Raw genomic sequence first — 20,440 nt, 5'->3', positions numbered from 1 at the left:
CGTGAAATCTTGCCTTATAATATACCCATACTTGTATGAGTGTTGCAGAGAGGATGAGGAAGAGATGGACTATCAATACTCGGAAGAGATCAAAACGCGCCTGCGGCGGATCGAAGGGCAAATCCGCGGCGTTCTTCGACTCATGGACGAAGGAAAACCCTGTAAGGACGTCGTCAGCCAGTTATCGGCGGTCCGCAATGCCTCCGATAAAGCGATTGCTCAAATCGTAGCCGAGAATCTTCATCAATGCATCCTGGAAGAACAGTCGTCGGGAGGGGACACGGGCAAGCTCGTACAGCAGGCGGTCGAGCTGCTAGTGAAGAGCAGGTAAGTTGCGCGAGCGAGAAACTCCCCAGCTCTGCCATAAGGTATTCATTCGTAATAGGATGAAGACCTTATGGTTTTTTTGTGCGTGTAAAATGTCGAATCCTAGTGTACGATGGAAATAACTGACTATCGATTCGGAGCGTAGAGGAAGACTCTATGACGACGATGCGAGGAGGGTTAACGATAGATAAGAGTACTGCAGCAACGAGAGACTTCACCTTGGGCAAGGTCGAGACGGAGCAGCAAGCAAAGCGAATCGTAAACTTCTTGTTCTCTCGTCATTCGTTCGACGACGCCAGACATACGCCCGGAGAGGAAGCGCACTTTCGCGAGCTTCCTTACCGTGCGCTCAGGAATGAAATTCTGATGTGGGTCGTGTACGACCAAGAAGGCAAAGTCATCGCCGTAAGCAGCGCGGCGGAGAACGAGCAGCGCACGGGCGGTTATAGCTGGGACTATATCGTCGTGCATCGCGACTACCGCAGATTCGGCTTGGCAACGATGCTCTTGGAGGAGATGTTCGCCGAACTGTCGCGGCTCCGCGCTCGCTACCTGATCACGTATACGTGCGGCTTGCCGGAATACGGTCCGATTAGGCGGCTGTTCGAGAGTCACGGGTTCCGTCTAATCGGGACATGCCCCGACTATTATTACGAGGGCGAAGATAGATTGATCTATAGCCGAAAGCTCGTCTGAAGGCATTAACGGCAGAAAGCAGGAGAGCATGGACTTAATGCGATGGCTTCGCCGGGTAGGCGTACTTGCGGAGGACCGCAACAAGCTTTGGTTGATGGCCCCGGTGTTTCTTCTATGCGGCATTGCGGAAGTACTTACTTATAATGGATTCATGACGCTGTTCAATCTGAGGTTCGGCAGCGAGTATTTGCCTTACGTCTATGCGGGGGAAGCGGTCGTGCTGCCGCTGGAAGTCTGGTTCATGAGCTGGCTGGCCGCGAAGCTGAGCAAGCCCGGGCTAATGAAGGCGATGTACGCCGTCATGGTGGCGATCGTGGTCGTCAACGCGGCGATGCTGCTCGGTCTTCGCGTGACGGGAGGCGACTTGCGGGCGTATTATCCGATATTGTTCCTGTCTTCGAGCTTCGTCGTTCGGCAGCAGACGATCTTGCTATGGAGTCTCGCGGTCGATCTATGTCCGACGGATCAAGCGAAGCGGCTGATGCCGCTGTTCGTATCCTCGGCGACGCTGGGCGGGGTCATCGCCGGATTGTTGACGCAGGTGCTTAACCCGATCCTCGGGCCGGACGTCGTCTATATCGTCGGTCCTCTGTTCCTGCTGACGGCGTCATTCAACTATCGCAAGTCAATCAATAGATACCTGGTGCCCTTGATGCTGAGGGAACCTGCTCAGGAAGATGAATCAACCGGACTGTCATCGCGGGACTACTTCATGCAGACGCTTCGCTCGCCGTTCTTGCTCGGCGTATTGGGGCTCATGACGGTCATGCCGGCGCTTTATTTTCTGATCGAATACGTGTTCATGAACACGGCCCATGCGGCGTACGCCAGCGAAGCGGAGTTCGGCCATATGTTCGGCGTCGTCACGACGATGCTGTTCGCGCTCGCTTTCCTGCTGCAGACGGTATCCGGCAAGCTAATGACTTGGTTCGGCGCAAGCGGTCTGATTACCGTCATCTCCTGCGTGTACGTCGCATCGTTCGCGGCGGCTTGGACGATGCTCGATTCGCCTGCGGCGTTCGCCGCCGTCTCTGGCGGATACATGCTCTGTTACTTGCTGATCTACTATTCCGCGGAGCCTTCCTTTCAAATATTCTATAAGACGCTCAGCATTCGGCTGAGAGACGGCTTCCGGTATACGGCGCAAGGCGTCTCGGCATTCATGGGCATCGTGCTCGGCGCCGGGCTGCAAGCTTTGCATACGCTGCTCGGCGTAAGCCTGGCGGGCTTGCTGATGATCGGGGCTGCGGGAGCGCTTGCGATGATCGGGCTAAGCTTGCTTGTCCGACGGGCGTATATGAAGGAACTGCTCCGAAGCATGTTGTCGCGCGGAATGGACGAACGCGAATACGAAGAAGCGGCGATGAAGCTCATGCGGGGCTCGCGAATGCGCGGAGAGCTGCTTGCCATGCTGAAGCAGCCGAGCGACGAAGCGAAAGAAGTCGCCCTGCGCGTGCTAGCGAGGATCAAGGATGCGCGATTCCTGCCGGAGTTGTTGGAGCTTCTCGAACATTCGAATTCGCGCATACGCCATGCCGCGTTGCTGGCGATGGAACCCGGCGCCGGAAACCTGCAGGACCTGACTCGCGTCGCTTCGGTGCTGGAGGATTCCGAGCCCGATGTGCGCGCGGCGGCCGTCCGGGGGCTGGCGCGGATGGGCCACCTGCCTTCTCAGGCTTTCTTCTTCCTTCGAATGAAGCTGCTCGATCCCCATCCCGCGGTCGTCGCGGAAGCGGTCAAGTCGATGTTCGCGCTGGGGAGTCCGGCAAGCATCGAAGCGGCCTATGAGGCGATGGACCGAATCTTCGAAGAGGGAGGAGAACAGGCGGTTCATATGTGCGGCGTCGTGGCGGAGCTGAAGCTGGACAAGTTCTCTGACCGTATTCGCAAGTCGCTCGAAGCCGCGGAGCCCGCGCTTCGGGTTGCGGCAACGCGGACGGCAGGCTTGCTAGGGTTGGCGGACACCGTGCCGGACCTGTTGAGACGGCTGCCGACCGCAGACCAAGAGCTGCATCGGGTGACGACGCAAGCGATCGCTTTGATGGGGGAACAAGTCGTACCTCTTGTACAGGACCGAATGAAGCACGCGACTCCGAAAGAATGGCAAGCGTGCGTTACCGCTTTGTCCGAGCTTCTTCCGGAAGCGGAAGCACGGGGATGGCTAGCGGAAGAAACAGCCGGCAAGCTGGTCGAGATCGAATGGGCGGGACGGCTCGCGACCGCGTTCCGCGCGCTTGAACGGCCGGAGCTGGCCGAGCTCGCGGCTTTGCGGCACAAGGACAACCAAGATTCCGTACACGAAGCGGCATGGGCCGTTCTCGGCCGCCTGACCGACGATAGGGTCGTAAGCTCCATTCGGCGCGCGCTTGCGGACGGCGACGGCGAGGCGCGCGGAGGAGCTCTTGAGGTGCTCGCCGAAGGAGCGGGCGAGCGTAAGCTGTCCCAAAGATTCGCCTTGTCGCTTCAGAACGACGCCGCCCATGAAATCGATTTGGCGAAGGAAGAAGCATTGGCCGCCCTGAGAGAAGCGGCCGCGTCTAGCGACGAATGGTATCGGGAGATGGCGCAGGCTGCAAGCGGCGTTGCCGCTAAGGGGGCGAATAGTAAGCAGATGGAAGAACAAGGCATAATCGGTCGTCTTAACCGAGTCGTCTATTTGAAGAAAGTACCTTTCTTCGCCGACCTCTCGTTGGAAGAATTGGGCCTGATCGCGGACGTCGCGGAAGAGCGGTCGTTCGAGGACGGCGCGTATTTGCTCGAACGGGGGCAAGCGAACGACGCCCTGTACGTCGTGATCGAAGGCAACGTGGAGTTGACCAGCGTATCCGCCGCCGGCTGGGAAGGAACGCTGGGCGTGCTGGCGGCCGGAGAAGTATGCGGAGCCACCTCGGCGCTGGACGATACGCCTTCTACGGTAACCGCGCAAGCCTTCTTCGGCGAAGTACGCGCGTTGGCGTTGCGGCGCTCGGACATCAATCGGCTCGTGAGGCTGTATCCGGAGATTGGAATCGGCTTGCTTCGGGCTTCGCTCGCGAGAGTTCGGTTGCTCGAAGAGATGATGATGAAAATCGATTCGTAACGGGAGCGGACTTGCGTAGTCCCGGCGAGAGCCGGATCATGCGGTTAAGGGAGGCGTGAAACCGGATGTCGGACAAGGGAAACGGCCGCATGGGAGCGGCGGTGCTGCGGGTAGCGAACCGGCTGGAGGAATTGGAACGGCTGCACGCTTTCTTAGACTCGGTCGCGGAGCAGGGCGGTTGGCCCGGGAAGCTGAAGCTGGACTTCCTGCTCTGTTGCGAGGAGCTGGTGACGAACACGATCCACTACGGGTTCCCTCAAGGCGGGGATCATACGATTACGATAACCGCGGCAACGGAGAACGGCATAGCAAGTATTTTGCTGGAAGACGGGGGCATCGCCTTCAATCCGCTCTTGGAATCCAAAGAACCCGACATCTCGCTTGGCATAGAGGATCGGGACATCGGCGGGCTCGGAGTTTTTTTCGTGAAAAGTCTGATGGATACGGTACAATACGAACGCACGGCGAATGGTAATCGACTGAGCCTTGCCAAGGCGTTGACCACGACACAATAGGGGGAATCGCAATGAACATCGTAACAACGGAGAACAACGGCGTAACCGTACTCGAAATCGAAGGCCGTCTCGACGGTCAACATGCCCAGTCTGCGGAAAATGCTTTCCTGGCGCTTGCGGCGGAGGGGAAGAAGAACTTCGTATTGGATTTCGAACGAATGGCTTACATCAGCAGCGCAGGACTTCGCGTCGTGCTGGTCGCGGCCAAGAAGGTCAGAAGCCTGCAAGGCAAGCTGGTGTGCGCTGCGATGAACGACCAAGTCCGCGACGTGTTCGAGATGTCGGGATTCATTAGCATTCTGGAAACGGCGGAGACGGCGGAAGAGGCGTTGCGGAGGTTCTAATCTTGACGTGCCGGGAAGGTGGACGGATCGATGGCTGATTGGTTGTATGGAGCGGCAATCGTTGCAGGCGGGCTCGCCGGAGCAGGGGTCATGTATGCAGGTTTAAGAGGCCGCCTTGCTCGGTCGAAGGCGCTGTTCGATATCAGCATGTTGCTGCACTCGACGCTTCGGCGGGGCGAGCAAATGGATCGGATTATCCGAACGGCCAGGCGAGTGCTTCCCGTCGAAGCCGCTTCCTTCATGCTGCTCGATCACGAGACGGGAGAGCTGATCTTCGAAGTTGCCCAAGGCGACAAGGGAGACGAAGTCCGAGAAATTCGGCTGTCGCCGGGCGAAGGCATCGCGGGCGTCGTCGCAAGCACCGGACAAAGCGTGATCGTGAACGATGCCGCACGCGATTCGAGATGGTCGGAACGGGTATCGCAAGCAACAGGGTTCGCGACCCGCAACCTGTTGACCGTACCGATCATCAATCAAGGCCGCGTGGAGGGCATCCTCCAGGTCATCAATAAGCGAGGAAGATCGGGCTTTACCCGCAAGGATCGCGCATGGCTCGAACAGGTCGCGAAACCGATGGCGGTCGCGCTGGAGAACACGAGGCTGTACGAGCAGGCCGAGCAGTCTCTCACGGCGCTGAACACGACGACGGCGATCAAAGAGAGGCTCGAGAGTGAGCTGCAGATCGCGGGCGGAATCCAGATGAGCTTCCTGCCGCGCACGATGCCGTCTTCGCAGGAGCCGTACGATATATGCGCGCTGCTCAAGTCGGCGAAGGAAGTCGGCGGGGACTTCTATAACTTCTATAAAGTCAGCAACAACCTGCTATTCTTCACGCTTGGAGACGTCTCCGACAAAGGCATTCCGGCGGCGTTGTTCATGGCGGTCACGTTGACGCTGATCAAAGGAAAGATGACGCGGGACATGACGCCGGGCCAACTGCTTCGCCTGGTGAACGAAGAGCTGGCTAGCGACAACCCGCCGCTGTTCGCGACGATCGTCTGCGGCGTGTTCAACACCGAGACGGGCGAGGTCGTCATGAGCGAGGGCGGCCATTGCCCGCCTTACATCGTCAGGGCCGGCGGAGAGGTCGAGCCGGTGAAGCTGAGGAAAAGCTTGCCGCTCGCGGCCATGCAGGACGTGGATTATCACGATATCGCCGTGCAGCTCGAACACGGGGATCGCCTCGTTGTATACACGGACGGCATCACCGAGGCGGAGAACGCGGCGCAGGAGCTATACTCCGGCGAGAGGTTGCGGGAATTCCTGGCGATGACGCCGGGCATGTCGAGCGCCGAGGTTATCGACGCGCTGCTGATGCACGTGTTCATGTTCGCGGGCGACGCCCCGCAATCCGACGACATCGCGGTGCTTAGTCTGATGAGGAAGTAGGGTTATGAAACCCTTCGAAGGCGGAGGCATGGGAATAACAACAAATCGATAGTTATTCTGACGGAATATTTCGTATTTTCACATCAGTCAGATGGGTGAAGAAAGCTGATCCTATTGACAAACTTTGCATTTCTGAACATAATGAAATCAATTATTGCCGGGGAAGCACCTCACAGAGCCCAACACGCGTCGTGTTGCTTTGCTGAGGTGCTTTTATTATTGTGCGAAGGGATGGGGCGGGTTGAAGAAAGACAAGCGCGGGCCGGATCGGGTCAAGGAGCAGACCGTCACTTACGATATTTACGCGGCGATGCCGGACGACGGGCATCGGTATGAAATCCTGGACGGAAGCATGGAGATGATGTCTCCGGGACCGTCGACGACGCACCAGGCGGTAAGCGGAGAATTGGAGTTTCTGTTAAAGCAAAGCTGCAAGTCGGATTACATGGTTTATGACGCACCGCTGGATGTCATTCTTAGCGAGACTAACGTCATGCAGCCGGACATTCTCATGATCCATCGAAGCCGATTGCACATCGCAACGCCAAGAGGCATCGAAGGTCCTCCCGACATGGTGACGGAGATTCTATCCCCTGGTTCCCGCCGCAAGGATAAGGTCATCAAGATGAGGACTTATGCCAAATTCGGAGTAAAGGAATATTGGATCGTCGATCCGCAGGCGCTGACCATGGAGCAGTATCGGCTCGGCGAAGACGGGTATTACGACTTGCATCAGCTATACGAAGGAGACGATCTCGTTGCATCGGACATGCTGCCTTGCGTGTCCTTCAAGATAAGCGAGATTTTTACGGAAATTCATAACTGAGGTGAGGAACACCCCGACCGGTCGTCTATCAACGACGCCGTTCGGGGTGTCGTTGTTTAGTACAACCTTTCCAAGGAGGTAGAGAAGGATGAGAGCAGCTCGATTGTATGACACGCCGGAAGAGTTCGCGGTGATGATTAAAGGCCATTTGGACAATGAAAGGGGCATGCGGGCGACCTTGCGGGAGGATGAGCCATTGCTGCTCGACGTTTGCTTGTCGGACGACCCGAAAGATATCGCGCAAGTTAGCCTTCACAATTCGTATAGGACGTATATGGCAGGCGGAGATCTGAACACCGTGATCGATCAGCTTAACGGAATCCTGAACGTATCGAATCTGATTCGGGAGAAGGGCGGCGAGGAGCTTCAGAAGCTGGACGCCGCCTATATCTATCCGGCGATTCGAGACGAACGTTACGTGATGGAGGCCGGCCGGAACAATCCGTTTATCTCGGATGCTTACTTGCCGGGGCTCAGGGTGATCTTTATCGAAATCAAAGACAGCTTCTCCAAGATCGTAACCGAGTTGTCTCTAGAGTCCAACCCTCGGCTTACGGCAGAGAGGGTCAAACGCATAGCCTATCGGAATTTGCGTTCGGCCGGCTGGATCTATCCTAAGTTGGAGCTGACGAGTCCTTGTCGCAAGTCTTGCACGATCGATGCTTACACGGACAATCCGCATCCGATCGAGTGTCAGTTCTTACTGCAGCCAATGGCAGCCGCGAACCTGCCTGATCATTGCGTTATTGCTTATACGAATAGGAAGTACGCGTTGCTCCTGCGTTCCGCAGAGCCGATGGATACCGCCGAGCAGGTTGTGCGTCTGGTCGAGAAGTCGAGGTTTAAGGAAGTCGTGAAACGAAGCTTCCGCCTGTTGCCCAACCCTGTCTCCATGCGCATGTATTGGATTAGAAACGGCCAAGCGGAGTGGCTCGATCAGTTGGGCGGGTGAATTTCCAACGTCCAACCGTATCCTCCTCGGGAACGGTTTTCCCTTTTGCGACGCGTTTGTTACTATAGAGAGGGCGTTAGGCACATGCGATCGCCGAGTCCAGAACGCTATTAATCATTTATTTAGTTAACGACATCAGGAGGCCTATAACTTGAGCAAGCAAGCATACGGAATTCCGCTAGAAGGGTTCGCCGAATTCAGCCGGAAGGTAGCCGCCGAAGGCGCCGTGCTACTGCGGAACGAGGGGCATGTCCTGCCGATTCGCCATGGCGAGACAGTCTCCATTTTCGGAAGAACGCAGATTAATTATTACCGCAGCGGCACGGGTTCGGGCGGCAGCGTTAACGTTGCTTATACGACGAATTTGCTGGACGGTCTTAGAAGCAAACGGAGCTTAAAGGTCAACGAACAGTTGGCATCCGTATATGAACAATGGATCGGAGCTAACCCGTTCGACAACGGCGGAGGAGGCTGGGCGGCCGAACCTTGGCATCAGAAGGAGATGCCTCTCGACGATGCGGTGGTCTCCGCTGCCAGAAGCAATTCCGATAAGGCGATCGTCGTGATCGGCCGTACGGCGGGCGAGGACCAAGACAATGCCGATGCGCCCGGAAGCTATCAACTAACGACGGAAGAGCAAGCGATGCTGAAGCAAGTGACGAAGCGCTTCGAGCAAGTCGCGGTCGTGCTGAACGCATCGAACATTATCGATATGAGCTGGTTGAACGACGCGGACTACGCGCATCCGATTCGCAGCGTGATCTACGCTTGGCAAGGCGGCATGGAAGGAGGCAACGCGCTCGCCGACGTGCTGGCCGGCGAGGTTACGCCTAGCGGCAAGCTGACGGATACGATCGCTTACTCGCTCGCCGACTATCCGTCGACACGCAATTACGGCAATGAACATAAGAACGTATACGAGGAAGATATTTACGTCGGGTATCGCTACTTCGAGACGTTCTGTCCGGACAAGGTGCAGTTCGAGTTCGGTTACGGCATCTCGTACACGACTTTCGAGATTAAGCAGGGGAATGCGAAGGTTACGGGACAAGCGGGACAACAGCGTATCGAGATCGATGTGACCGTTACGAATGCCGGCACGACTTACGGCGGCAAAGAAGTCGTTCAAGTCTATTATGAAGCGCCGCAGGGCAAGCTCGGACAACCGGCGAAAGCGCTCGCGGCATTCGCGAAGACGAAGGAGCTTAAACCGGGCGAATCCCAAAGTCTCGCCGTAAGCTTCCCGGTGAACGTTATGGCTTCTTACGACGACAGCGGCGTAACCGGACACCGCTCCGCTTACGTACTGGAAGCGGGCACGTACCGGCTTTTCGTCGGGAACAGCGTGAAGAACGTTACGGTTGTCGGCGTTAACGGGCAAGACGGTTACGTCGTGGACGCGGTCCAAGTCGTGGAACAGTTGCAGGAAGCGTTGGCGCCGGTAGAGTCGTTCGCGAGAATGAGACCGGGAGCGCGCCGCGCGGACGGCACGTACGAACTCGCGAATGAGGCGGTTCCGACACGCGGCGTATCGCTTGCGGAGCGAATCGAACGCAATCTGCCGGAGACGCTGAAGCAAACCGGCGATCAAGGGTACAAGCTTAAAGACGTTAAGGACGGCAAAGTCGGCATGGAGACGTTCATCGCCCAGATCGGCGACGAGGACCTGGCCGCGATCGTCAGGGGCGAAGGAATGAGCAGCCCGATGGTGACGCCGGGGACGGCATCCGCTTTCGGCGGCGTAAGCGACAACCTGCTCGGCTTCGGCATTCCGATTGCCTGCACGGCTGACGGGCCTTCCGGTATTCGGATGGATAGCGGTCATAAGGCGACCCAAGTGCCGATCGGCACGCTTCTCGCCGCAACTTGGAACGCCGAATTGGTCGAGCAGCTTTACGTGATGGAAGGCAAGGAGCTGGTCGGCAACAACATCGACGCCTTGCTGGGGCCAGGCCTCAACATTCGGCGCAGTCCGCTTAACGGGCGTAATTTCGAGTATTTCTCGGAGGATCCGCTCGTTACGGGCGTGTTCGCCGCGGCTTGCGTGCGGGGCATCATGAAGGGCGGTTCCAATGCGACGCTAAAGCACTTCGCCTGCAACAATCAGGAGAAGCACCGCCACACGGTCAATGCCGTCGTCTCCGAGCGCGCCGTACGGGAAATTTATCTGAAGGGATTCGAGATCGCGGTGAAAGAAGGCGGCGCGAACTCGATCATGACTGCTTACAATCCTCTTAACGGGCATTGGACGGCATCGAATTACGACCTCAATACGACGATTCTGCGCGGCGAATGGGGCTTCAAGGGTATCGTCATGACGGACTGGTGGGCGGTCATGAACGATGTTGCCAGAGGAGGTCCCGCCGATCGGAAGAACACGAAGTGGATGGTCCGAGCGCAGAACGACCTGTACATGGTCGTCGCGAACTACGGCGCGGAAACGAACGTATGGGGCGACAATACGTTGGCTGGCTTGGCTGACGGTTCGTTGACACGCGGGGAGCTTCAGCGCAGCGCCATGAACATTTGCGAGTTTATCATGCGTGCTCCGGTCTTCGGCAGAGAGATCGTGAGGGAAGCGAAGGCGGAAAGCTTCAAATCCAATCCCGAGTTGAAGGCTGAGCGCGCGCAATCGTTATCCGCCAACGCGCAGGTTAAAGTTACCGCGGAAGGGCCGAACGTCATGAAGGTGGAGAAATCCGGCGTGTACCGGATCAACGTCCATCTGTTATCCAAGGAAGCCGCTTGGTACCAAAGCGCGTGCAACGTCTTCTTGAACGATCGGCTGATGACTACCGTCCAGACGAACGGAACGGACGGCGGATGGGTCAAGCAGAAGCTGGGCGTCGTCGAATTGGAAGCGGGCTTGTACGAATTGAAGCTGGATTACGCGAAACCCGGCTTGCAGATCGATTGGATCGAGTTCAAACCATAACGAAGGAAGCCGACCCGTGATGGTCGGCTTTTTAATTTGCCTTCCTTCTGTGTTCCACGTCACAAAGCTCCAATCGCATCCGCTATATACTGGAGCCGTAACGTACGGACAGAGAGGATGGATGAGAGATGGAACAACGGTTTAACGGCGAAGAGAAGATCGGCGCGATCGTAGCCGAGTATCCGGGCGCGAGTAACTTGTTCAAGGAGGTTCGGATCGATTTCTGCTGCGGCGGCGACCGTTCGCTCAAGCAGGCGATCCATCAGAAAAATCTGGACGAGCATGAGATCATACGGCGATTAAACGAGTCGTACGCGGCCTATATCAACAAAAGCGCCCTTTCGGACACGGACTGGAGAACGGCGCCCGTAGCCGATTTGATCGATTACATCGTCGATACGCACCACGCTTATTTACGCAAAGAGCTTCCGCTGCTGAGCGAATTCCTTACGAAGATTCTGCGCGTTCACGGCGGCGGGCATCCCGAGATTGCGGCGTTGTATAAGCGGTTCCATCTGATCAAGATGGAGCTTGACGAGCATCTGATCGCCGAGGAGGAGGTGCTTTTCCCTAAGCTGAAGCAGCTTGCGGAGCAGCCCTCGGCTGAAACGATCGAGAGGACGATCAAAGAGCTGTACGAGCTGGAAGCCGAACATAGCGCGGTAGGCGACGGCCTAAGAGACATGAGAGAGATTACGAACGATTACGCGCTGCCGCCGGACGCTTGCAGAACGTATACGCTCGCTTATCAGAAATTAGCCGAACTGGAATCGGATCTTTTTCAGCATATTCACTTGGAGAACAACGTCTTGTTCCCGCGCGCCCTTGCGAGACGAATTCAATAAAGAGGTGAACGAACGTGGATCAACCGTCATTCGGATGCGGCGGAATGAGCGACGGAGCAGGCGCTCTGGAAATCGCGTTATGCGCGCCGCTACAGCTATTATGGAACGAGCATGCACCTTTGCGGGCGATGATGGATACTTTCAACGAGACGGCTCAGAAGGTCATGACCTACGAAGGAAGCTTGCTTGCTTTGTTTAACTTGCTGCGCGAGCAAGTTGCGGCTTTTACCTTGGAGTTGAAGGCGCACGCCCGTAAGGAAGACGACGTGCTGTTTCCGATGATGGCGGCGCACATCGGCAGAGAGTTCGGACCGATCGCCGTTATGGAACACGAGCATGTGCAGGCGGAGATGAATTTGGAGCGGTTCTTGGAAGCGGCCGGTCCAGACGGGACCGAGCTGGACGATGAAGAAGCTAAATTCATTGCCGGATACGCCGCGTTCGCCTACTCGATTCTAACGCAGCACTTCAACAAAGAGGAGAACGTGCTGTTCCCGATGGCCGAACGCATGCTGTCCGAGGAAGAGAAGGCGCGACTAGCCGGTCTGCTATCATAAAGCTCCCGCAGGAGAATATGCATTAATGATGCATGACAATGCGGTTCTCCTGAAGGAGGCTCTATATGGAAATCCATGTCGTACAGTCCGGCCAATCTTTGTACCGGATATCCCAGACCTATGGGATGCCCGTCTCTACGATCGCGGAAGCCAATGAGATCGACCCGGCGTTGCCGCTGGTCGTCGGGCAGACGCTCGTCATTCCAATCGTCGGTTCATACTATTGGGTACGTTCCGGCGATACCCTATATAGCATCGCACGAAGATTCGGAACGACGGCCCAGGCGCTGGCGAGCGCGAACGGGATTCCTCTTGCCGGTACGCTAGCCGTAGGCACGCGCCTGTATATTCCGCCCAAACCGCGCAGGGACGCGGAGATTAACGCCTACGTCGAGCCTCGAGGCGATAGCGTGTCGCCGGCCTTGCTCGAAGCGTCGCAAGAGGCTGCCCCTCATCTCACTTATCTCGCTCCGTTCAGTTTCCGCATCAACCGGGACGGATCGCTGACACGCCCCCCGCTTAACGGACTCGCGGAAATCGCGAGCCGGCATAGGGCGGTGCTCATGATGGTCGTGACGAATCTCGAGGGCGACCAGTTCAGCGCCGAGCTAGGGCAAGTCATCCTGAACGACGAGCAAGTACAGAACCGGCTGCTGGACAACATCATCTCAACGGCGGGCGAACTCGGCTTCCGGGACATCCACTTCGACATCGAGCATCTCCGCCCGCAGGACAGGGAGGCTTATAACCGATTTCTGCGCAAAGCGACGACCCGGATTCATCAAGAGGGCTTGCTGATATCGACGGCGCTGGCTCCCAAGACGAGCGCGGCTCAAGTCGGCGAGTGGTACACGGCGCACGATTATAAGGCGCACGGGCAGATCGTCGACTTCGTCGTCATTATGACGTACGAATGGGGTTATAGCGGTGGGCCGCCGATGCCGGTGTCCCCGATCGGACCGGTACGCAGGGTGCTGGAATATGCGCTTACCGAAATGCCCGGTTCCAAAATCATGATGGGCCAGAACCTATACGGATATGATTGGACGCTTCCTTACGTGCCCGGCGGCGCTTACGCCAGAGCGCTCAGTCCGCAGCAGGCGATTGCCCTCGCCCGCGAGCGTAACGCTGCCATTCTGTATGACTATGAGGCGCAAGCTCCGCATTTTTCGTATTGGGACGATAACGGGAAGGAGCATAAAGTTTGGTTCGAAGATGCGAGGTCCATCCAGGCTAAATTCGACCTCTTGAAGGAGCTCGGTCTTCGCGGGATCAGCTACTGGAAGCTGGGTCTGAGTTTCCCTCAGAACTGGCTGCTGATCGAGAGCAATTTCAACGTAACGAAGAAATAAGAAGGAACTTACCCGAGAAAGCCGTTTCGCGTGGCGCTGCCATGCGGGGCGGTTTTTGTAACATAACAGAAAGAATTGAATTCGGGGTTAGGGCTGCCCTATTTCAATAGGGTGATGCGGGATGATAACGGAACGTAAAGCGGACATGCCCGGGGGCATATTCGTAGGTCCTGGCGTGATAGTCGCTATTTGTGTGACCGTGAATACGGCCGTGCAGCGACGGAGCTAATCCCACTCTCTCCGCCAACCAATAGAACCTGCGATCGTACAGCTATTTCATAGAACCGGTAAGGTGTTAAATCAATAAATGCAAATGTGCAGGTGATAGCTCGCCGCGTGACTCCATTGAAGGTTTGTAGGACTAATACCTGCACTTTTGCAGGACGAAGGATTAAACGAGCGATTTCGGGTAGGATTATCTGCAGAATTGCAGGTGTGCTGCGACTCCAAAGGAGAACAAAGTGCGAACCCCCGGTGCAGCGACGGAAGTAGGAGGACAAAGTGCGAACCCCCGGTGCGGCGACTCCAAAGGAGAATAAAGTGCGAACCCCCGGTGCAGCGACGGAAGTAGGAGGACAAAGTGCGAACCCCCGGTGCTGCGACTCCAAAGGAGGACAAAGTGCGAACCCCCGATGTAGAGACGGAAGTAGAGGGGCCGTCCATCCTGCTGCGCTCTGACGCACGCCGCCCTTGGCGCCAAAACGTCGGGAGAGCCGCGGGAAAGATTGGAGACCATACCTTGGCGGTTGAAACGAACGCCCGACCGATCCGAATAGGATCGGTTTTTTTATTGTTTTTGTGCATTTGTGACGCCAGTCACGAAGTTATTTTCCCGAGCCTCTATGATAAAGGGGAAAGCACATTCAAGGAGGCGGATCGACGATGGAATCCAAGCGAGTGAACCGCGAAGCAGAACAACAACCGGATCACGACCATTCGCAAAAAGGAACTTTTTTCTCGGTACTGATGGTTGGCGCGTTCATTGCACTTACGTTCGTATTGCTGTTCGGAATATACATGTCCAGAGTATAGGAGGGGATTCGATTGAAGCTGAAAATGCATCGTTACGAGGAAATATGGCTGTTGATCGGCTGCGGATTGCTGATCGTCTTCATGCTGATTACGGGGTATCAGACTTTCGCGCGAGAGATGGGGCCGCCAAGCGGCAATCAGAAGATCGATTGGCGGAAGGTGGACCAGACCGCGCCTTTCGATAAGCCGGGGTTAAGGCAAACCGGCGACAACGAATACGAAGCCGTGATTATCTTGGAAGCTTTCGGCTTCACGCCAAGCAACATCGAAATTCCGGCAGGGGCTACCGTTAAATTCATCCTGACTTCCAAGGACATCGTCCACGGCTTCGAAATCGCAGGCACGAACGTCAATGCGATGGTGCCGCCGGGTTATGTACAGGAAATCACGCAAAAGTTCAGCAAGCCCGGCGAATACTTGGTGCTTTGCAACGAATATTGCGGAATCGGCCACCAGATGATGAGTACCTTCATCACGGTAATTTAAAGGGGGGAAGCGGACGTGGAAACCACCAAACTACAATTGCTTAAAGACAAGGCTAACCGAGCGATGGGGATCAATCCGAGCGACGCGCTCATTAGCAAGACGTACATGTTCATCGCCTTCGCCGCGCTGCTGCTGGGCGGAATCTTAGGTTTAACGCAAGGGCTTGAGAAGGCCGGTCTCATAACGCTTCCGGAGTGGCTCACCTACTACCAGGTGCTGACCGCGCACGGGTTCCTTCTCGTTATCGTGTTAACGGCGTTCTTCACCATCGGTTACTTCTACGCCGGATTGTCGCACACGTTGGGAGGTCTGCTACCTAAGGTTAGGACAATGGCCTGGATCGGCTTCTCGCTCAAGATCATCGGCTTCCCGCTCGTCGTCGTGCCCGTCTTGCTTAACGACGCGACGGTGCTGTACACGTTCTATCCGCCGATGGCCGCAAGCCCATGGTTCTACATCGGACTCGTGTTCATCGTGCTCGGCGTCTGGATGTGCGCGTTCGGCGCGTTCGTTCAAGTGGCGAGCTGGAGGAAAAGAAATAAGGGGCAACACGTCCCTATTCTCGCTTTCTTCGCGACCGGCGTATTCGTGCTCTTATTTTTCGGCAGTATAGGGGTAACGATCGAAGTGCTTACGATCATTCCGTGGGCGTTCGGCTGGACGGACACGATTAACGTCATGGTTAGCCGCACGTTGTTCTGGTCCTTCGCGCACACGCTCGTTAACATCTGGTATTTGACGGCGGCATCCGCATGGTATGTCATCGTGCCTAAAGTCATCGGCGGCAGACGGTTCAGCGACGTGTTGACAAGGTTCGTTATTATCGCGCTCGTCATTACGAACATTCCCGGCGGATTCCACCACCAGATTATCGACCCGGGAATTTCGCTGGCGATTAAATTCATGCACGTATTCATGAGCTTGGTCATTTCGGTTCCTTCCATGATGACGGCTTACGCGATGTTCTCCGTGTTCGAGCGCAGAGGCAGAGAGCTTGGCGGGAGAGGGCTGATCGGTTGGTTTAAGCGAATGCCGTGGGGCGACGTACGCTTCCTGGCGCCGTTCATCGCCATGGCCGCGTTCATCCCGGGCGGAGCCGGCGGTATCGTCCAATCGACCAACCAGCTCAACCAAGTCGTCCATAATACGATGTGGGTCGTCGGACACTTCCACCTGACGGTCGGCACTACGGTCATGCTGACGTTCTTCGGCATCAGCTACTGGCTGATCCCGTATATTTCGAAACGCGTGCTGACGCCGAAGATCAATAAGCTTGGCGTCATCACGACGATCATCTGGACGGTCGGCATGGCTTTGATGTCCATCTCGATGCATACGGTCGGCTTGCTCGGCGCGCCGCGCCGAACTTCCTATACGACCTACGGCGACAGCGCGACGGCCGCGAGCTGGGATCCTTACATCATCGTCCTGGCGATCGGCGGCACGCTCTTGATGATCGGGGTTATCCTGCAAGCCTATGCCGTCTTCCACCTGATGTTCCGCGCTCCTAAAGGCGAGACGGAGTTCCCGATCGCGGACGTCGAAGAGAACGCATCGGAGACGCCTTATTGGACGGAACGCTGGGGACGCACGATATTCCTCATGCTGCTCCTGATCGCGATGGCTTATGTCATTCCATTGGTCGATATGATCGTCAATGCGCCTCCGGGCTCGCCGCCGTTCAGAACCTGGTAATCGCCATGAGCCCCCGGAGCAAAGTTCGACCTACGACCGTCGCGCTAGTCGTCGTTCTCTTGTTCGGCGCCGTATGGTTCTACGCGGGGACGGACGGGTTTACCGCGTACACGACGGAGCAAGCCAGACTTGCTCGGTTGGCGAAGACCCAGCCTTCGTTCCCGCCCGATGTAACGCTCGAAGACAGCCGAGGAAGCAGCTACTCGATCTCCGAATTCGCGGGCCGATACGTATTCATTACGTTCTTCTACTCCTCCTGTCCGACCGTGTGCGTAGAATTGGAGAGGAACATGGAGCAGGTCTACGATAAGCTGCCTCGGTCGTTGCTCGATCAGGATATCGTCTTCCTGAGCATCAGCTTCGACCCGGATCGGGATGACCCGGCGCGGCTTGAAAAGTACCGACAGTTTTTCGACTCCGACGGCGAGAAGTGGCGGATGGCGAGGGTGAAGGATCAGGCGGAGTTGGATCGATTGCTGGATCGGTTCGGGGTCATTGTCATCCCGGACGACAGCGGCGGCTTCGCGCATAATTCGGCGTTCTACTTGGTAGACCCGGCGGGAACGTTAGTAGACGTGATGGATTATGAGGATGCAGACAGGGCGGCTGAGAAGGTTGCAGGGTATTTGAATAAGGGGGGCGCGGGCTTATGAAACAAGCGGCGTACGGATTCGCGTTGTTCGTGTTCTTGGCGCTGCCCCCCGTTGCCCGGTTTCTCGAGTCGGTCATGATCATGCACATGCATATGCAGATGCCACTGCTCGTCATCGCCGGGTACATGATGGCGCGGTACTTCCAGCTGTGGTTTCCCGGATTTTTGGCGAAGTGGAACGGCAACGGCATTCCTGGGATCGTACTGTTCTCGATCGTCGTCATGTACTGGAATTTGCCGCGAGCGATGGACGAATCTCTCGAGCTTGCCGGATCGGAACTGTTCAAGTTCGTCAGCTTGACGTTCTTGGCGGGATTGCCGCTAAGAGACAGCTGGCAGAAGGTAGGCTATGCCTGCAGATCGACCGTATTCATTGGCTACATGGCGATTTCCGTTGCGCTAGGACTGTTGTACACGATCGCTCCCGTTCAGCTATGCAACAACTACTTGCTTATCGAACAAATCACGCTGGGCTGGGGATTTCTGACGACCGCGATCTGCATGGCGGTATACGTTGTTTATCGCTTGATGATTCGGCATTCCGAGTATGAGTAAACGATTAACGTAAACCCCTGGCCATTAGGCTCAGGGGTTTTGCTTACGCGCTCGGCGGGATATTCTCGGCTGAACGATACTGTAATAGATGCGCTCGTAGGCTGCGGCTTCTTGCTCGACGGCGGGAAATCGCGTTTGTTTCATATTCGCTTTGAAGACGTTAAGCATAGCGGGATTATCGAGCAGCTCGGTAATGCGCTCGGCCAGGTGGGATGGATCTCCGATACGGAAGGCAAGTCCGTTGTAGCCGTCTATGACTTTCTCCGCCATCCCGCCCACGTTGGTCGCGATCGCCGGAACCTGACTGGCCAATGCTTCTTGCAGCGCTAGAGGATGGTTCTCGTACCAGATCGAAGGGATAACGGCAACGTCCACCTGCTGATAAATGTTCGGAATGTCGTTTGCCGTATACACGCCCAACATCTCGACGCGACCGTCTAAGGAGGCGGCATGTTCCAGCTTGCGCACGTATTCCTCGGGGCCAGACCCATAGATTCTCAGCTTAAGCCGATCCGAGGGGATCAGAGACATGGCTTGCAGTATCAGATGAACCCCTTTATGCGGAACGAGGGTGCCGCCATAGAATAAAGTCAGAGAGTCTCCGGGTTGATAGCTCCTTTCGTTGACTCGAATGTTCTCGAGGTTCATGCCATGATGGATCACATCCACTTGCATATCCGGCAAATGGCTTCTGAACACGCTTGCCAGGAACGTCGACGGCGAAACGATTCTGCTCGCGGATCTCAGTAGCGGAATATGGGATTGAAGCCTCTGTTCCACGTCCGGGATCTGGCAGTGGATGAGGCAGTTCCGGCCATTGTCGGGACCGGCGCAAAGCGCTTGATCGTTGCGAAGCAAGGTGTTCTTCGGGCATAAGAACCAGAAGTCGGTTAGCGTAACGACATATCGGGTTCGAAGTTGAATGCAAGCTTGCATGAATTCCATCCCTCTTAACGGATGCCCGAAATGAACGAGGTGCGGCTTTTCCTTCCTGATCACCGATTGCGAGAATAGTAGCAAATCATTGTTGCTTATATCGAAGGTCTTGGCAGGGTCCGATCGACTATGCCGATAGGCCAGAACGGGAACCCCTTCATGGATATATTCGCGATACAAGACATCGCCTATAGCCGCCGTGAATAGCTCCGGATTCCTATTGCTGTAAGTGACGATCTTGACTCTATGCCCTTTGGCGCTCAAGGATTTAGCTTGGTTAAGAACGAATTTCTCGGTCCCGGCGTAGGATTCCGGAAAAAAGGAATGAACGACGAACAATAGGTTAAGCCTTCGATGGCGTCTTCGCCGTCTGATCGGCTGCTTCCTTCGTAGTCGCTGCAGCCTTCTTCTAAGGCCGATCCGGCTTGTTGTCCGGTTTCTAATCAGCTTCTTACCCCGGTCTCGTCTAGGTTTGCGCCGTTCTGCCGCTCTCTTCCTTCTCGTCTTCAAGGTCACCGCTGCGCCTCCTTAGCCATGCGTCATACATTCGCTAAGTTACTATATTCCCGGTGAGCATCAGATTCGTGGGTGGGTTACTCGTAGCGGGCGGACTATGAAAAAAGTGGTTGACATGGTTAATGTTCGGATGTTAGGATTACCAGCATATATTTCATTCGAGAAAGGAGTGCAGAAGCATGATGAAGATGAATCGTCTCGAGTTGGCAACCCCGGTTGCTTGTCAATTGCCGCAGAATCGTAATCGGAAGCATGGCTTCTACATCCAATCTCATACGGGCATTCTTTACGGACGCAGATCCGGTTCGGTTCGATGGTTGTATTCTACAGCCTGAATCCGTTCGCGGTAAACTTACATAAGCGTACATGTAAAGACTGCTTGATGCCGAGCGGTCTTTTTCTATGGCTGAATACGCCGTAGGGAAGGATCAGGGGCAATCAGGGGTCTTTTTTTGATTCCTTCGAAGTTCAGATCGCGGGACGATTCCATGATGAGAGGAGATGAACGAGGTGCGGAAGTTTTGGAATAAACGTCAGGAACGCAAACATCGGGAGCAATTTTATTGGGATAGCCGATTGGTGATGTTGAGTTACGTGCCTTTGCCGTAGGGTGAAGGTGAACGCCTATACTTCATCGGGCTATCTGGAATCCGGTATCATCCTTGCGCGGCGGCAGGGATGCGGAGACAGGTGGCTTTTGTTTTTAGAGGGAAAGAAAGTCGAAATTCAACGAACGAAGCGAGGTGAGCGC

The 20,440-nt window shown here is 55.9% G+C and carries 18 protein-coding genes; 17 read left to right on the top strand and 1 reads right to left on the bottom strand.

Features of this window, described 5'->3' with window-relative positions; translation table 11 throughout:
- Positions 1-64 precede the first annotated feature (64 nt).
- The 17 genes from COHPA_RS0111195 (at position 65) to COHPA_RS0111110 (ending at position 18,237) form a co-directional block, all read left to right on the top strand.
- On the top strand, positions 65-331 hold the full coding sequence (locus COHPA_RS0111195; RefSeq protein ID WP_027086259.1) for a metal-sensitive transcriptional regulator: 267 nt from the start codon (positions 65-67) through the stop codon (positions 329-331).
- A 152-nt stretch (positions 332-483) separates the two neighbouring features.
- Entirely contained in the window at positions 484-1,023 is a 540-nt protein-coding gene (locus COHPA_RS0111190; protein WP_084760584.1) for a GNAT family N-acetyltransferase, read from the top strand.
- A 37-nt stretch (positions 1,024-1,060) separates the two neighbouring features.
- Positions 1,061-4,102, top strand: coding sequence for a HEAT repeat domain-containing protein (locus tag COHPA_RS0111185; protein WP_027086257.1), 3,042 nt, complete (start codon positions 1,061-1,063; stop codon positions 4,100-4,102).
- A 65-nt stretch (positions 4,103-4,167) separates the two neighbouring features.
- Entirely contained in the window at positions 4,168-4,617 is a 450-nt protein-coding gene (locus COHPA_RS0111180) for an ATP-binding protein (protein WP_027086256.1), read from the top strand.
- A gap of 11 nt (positions 4,618-4,628) precedes the next feature.
- Complete coding sequence (locus tag COHPA_RS0111175; protein WP_027086255.1) at positions 4,629-4,961, top strand: STAS domain-containing protein; 333 nt, start codon at positions 4,629-4,631, stop codon at positions 4,959-4,961.
- A gap of 30 nt (positions 4,962-4,991) precedes the next feature.
- On the top strand, positions 4,992-6,350 hold the full coding sequence (locus tag COHPA_RS24400) for a PP2C family protein-serine/threonine phosphatase (protein ID WP_027086254.1): 1,359 nt from the start codon (positions 4,992-4,994) through the stop codon (positions 6,348-6,350).
- Positions 6,351-6,591: 241 nt separating this feature from the next.
- The gene (locus COHPA_RS0111165; RefSeq protein ID WP_027086253.1) at positions 6,592-7,176 is read left to right on the top strand and encodes a Uma2 family endonuclease; all 585 of its coding nucleotides are present in this window, start codon (positions 6,592-6,594) and stop codon (positions 7,174-7,176) included.
- Between the two features lie 88 nt (positions 7,177-7,264).
- The gene (locus COHPA_RS0111160; protein WP_027086252.1) at positions 7,265-8,128 is read left to right on the top strand and encodes a hypothetical protein; all 864 of its coding nucleotides are present in this window, start codon (positions 7,265-7,267) and stop codon (positions 8,126-8,128) included.
- 151 nt (positions 8,129-8,279) lie between these two features.
- A complete protein-coding gene (locus tag COHPA_RS0111155) occupies positions 8,280-11,063 on the top strand; it encodes a glycoside hydrolase family 3 C-terminal domain-containing protein (RefSeq protein WP_027086251.1) in 2,784 nt (927 codons plus the stop codon).
- 128 nt (positions 11,064-11,191) lie between these two features.
- Positions 11,192-11,908: an iron-sulfur cluster repair di-iron protein gene (gene ric, locus COHPA_RS0111150; RefSeq protein ID WP_027086250.1), complete on the top strand. Its 717-nt coding sequence runs from the start codon at positions 11,192-11,194 to the stop codon at positions 11,906-11,908.
- Between the two features lie 14 nt (positions 11,909-11,922).
- On the top strand, positions 11,923-12,465 hold the full coding sequence (locus COHPA_RS0111145) for a hemerythrin domain-containing protein (RefSeq protein WP_027086249.1): 543 nt from the start codon (positions 11,923-11,925) through the stop codon (positions 12,463-12,465).
- Between the two features lie 65 nt (positions 12,466-12,530).
- Positions 12,531-13,817, top strand: a complete 1,287-nt coding sequence (locus COHPA_RS0111140) for a glycoside hydrolase family 18 protein (RefSeq protein ID WP_027086248.1) — start codon at positions 12,531-12,533, stop codon at positions 13,815-13,817.
- 882 nt (positions 13,818-14,699) lie between these two features.
- A complete protein-coding gene (locus COHPA_RS25570) occupies positions 14,700-14,849 on the top strand; it encodes a cytochrome c oxidase subunit 2A (protein ID WP_156926643.1) in 150 nt (49 codons plus the stop codon).
- Positions 14,850-14,873: 24 nt separating this feature from the next.
- A complete protein-coding gene (locus COHPA_RS0111125; protein WP_035120649.1) occupies positions 14,874-15,335 on the top strand; it encodes a cytochrome c oxidase subunit II in 462 nt (153 codons plus the stop codon).
- Positions 15,336-15,398: 63 nt separating this feature from the next.
- Positions 15,399-17,030 (top strand): cbb3-type cytochrome c oxidase subunit I, encoded by a 1,632-nt coding sequence (locus COHPA_RS0111120; RefSeq protein WP_084760990.1) that lies wholly within the window; start codon positions 15,399-15,401, stop codon positions 17,028-17,030.
- Positions 17,031-17,035: 5 nt separating this feature from the next.
- A complete protein-coding gene (locus tag COHPA_RS0111115) occupies positions 17,036-17,683 on the top strand; it encodes an SCO family protein (RefSeq protein WP_027086244.1) in 648 nt (215 codons plus the stop codon).
- Positions 17,680-18,237 (top strand): hypothetical protein, encoded by a 558-nt coding sequence (locus tag COHPA_RS0111110; protein ID WP_027086243.1) that lies wholly within the window; start codon positions 17,680-17,682, stop codon positions 18,235-18,237. The genes COHPA_RS0111115 and COHPA_RS0111110 overlap by 4 nt, the downstream gene beginning before the upstream one ends.
- A gap of 30 nt (positions 18,238-18,267) precedes the next feature.
- On the opposite strand, the gene COHPA_RS0111105 is transcribed toward COHPA_RS0111110, so the two are convergent.
- Positions 18,268-19,689, bottom strand: coding sequence for a glycosyltransferase (locus tag COHPA_RS0111105; RefSeq protein ID WP_084760579.1), 1,422 nt, complete (start codon positions 19,687-19,689; stop codon positions 18,268-18,270).
- Between the last annotated feature and the right edge of the window lie 751 nt (positions 19,690-20,440).

The organism is Cohnella panacarvi Gsoil 349, assembly GCF_000515335.1.
Lineage (GTDB): Bacteria > Bacillota > Bacilli > Paenibacillales > Paenibacillaceae > Cohnella > Cohnella panacarvi.
This window is presented reverse-complemented; position numbering and strand designations above follow the sequence as displayed.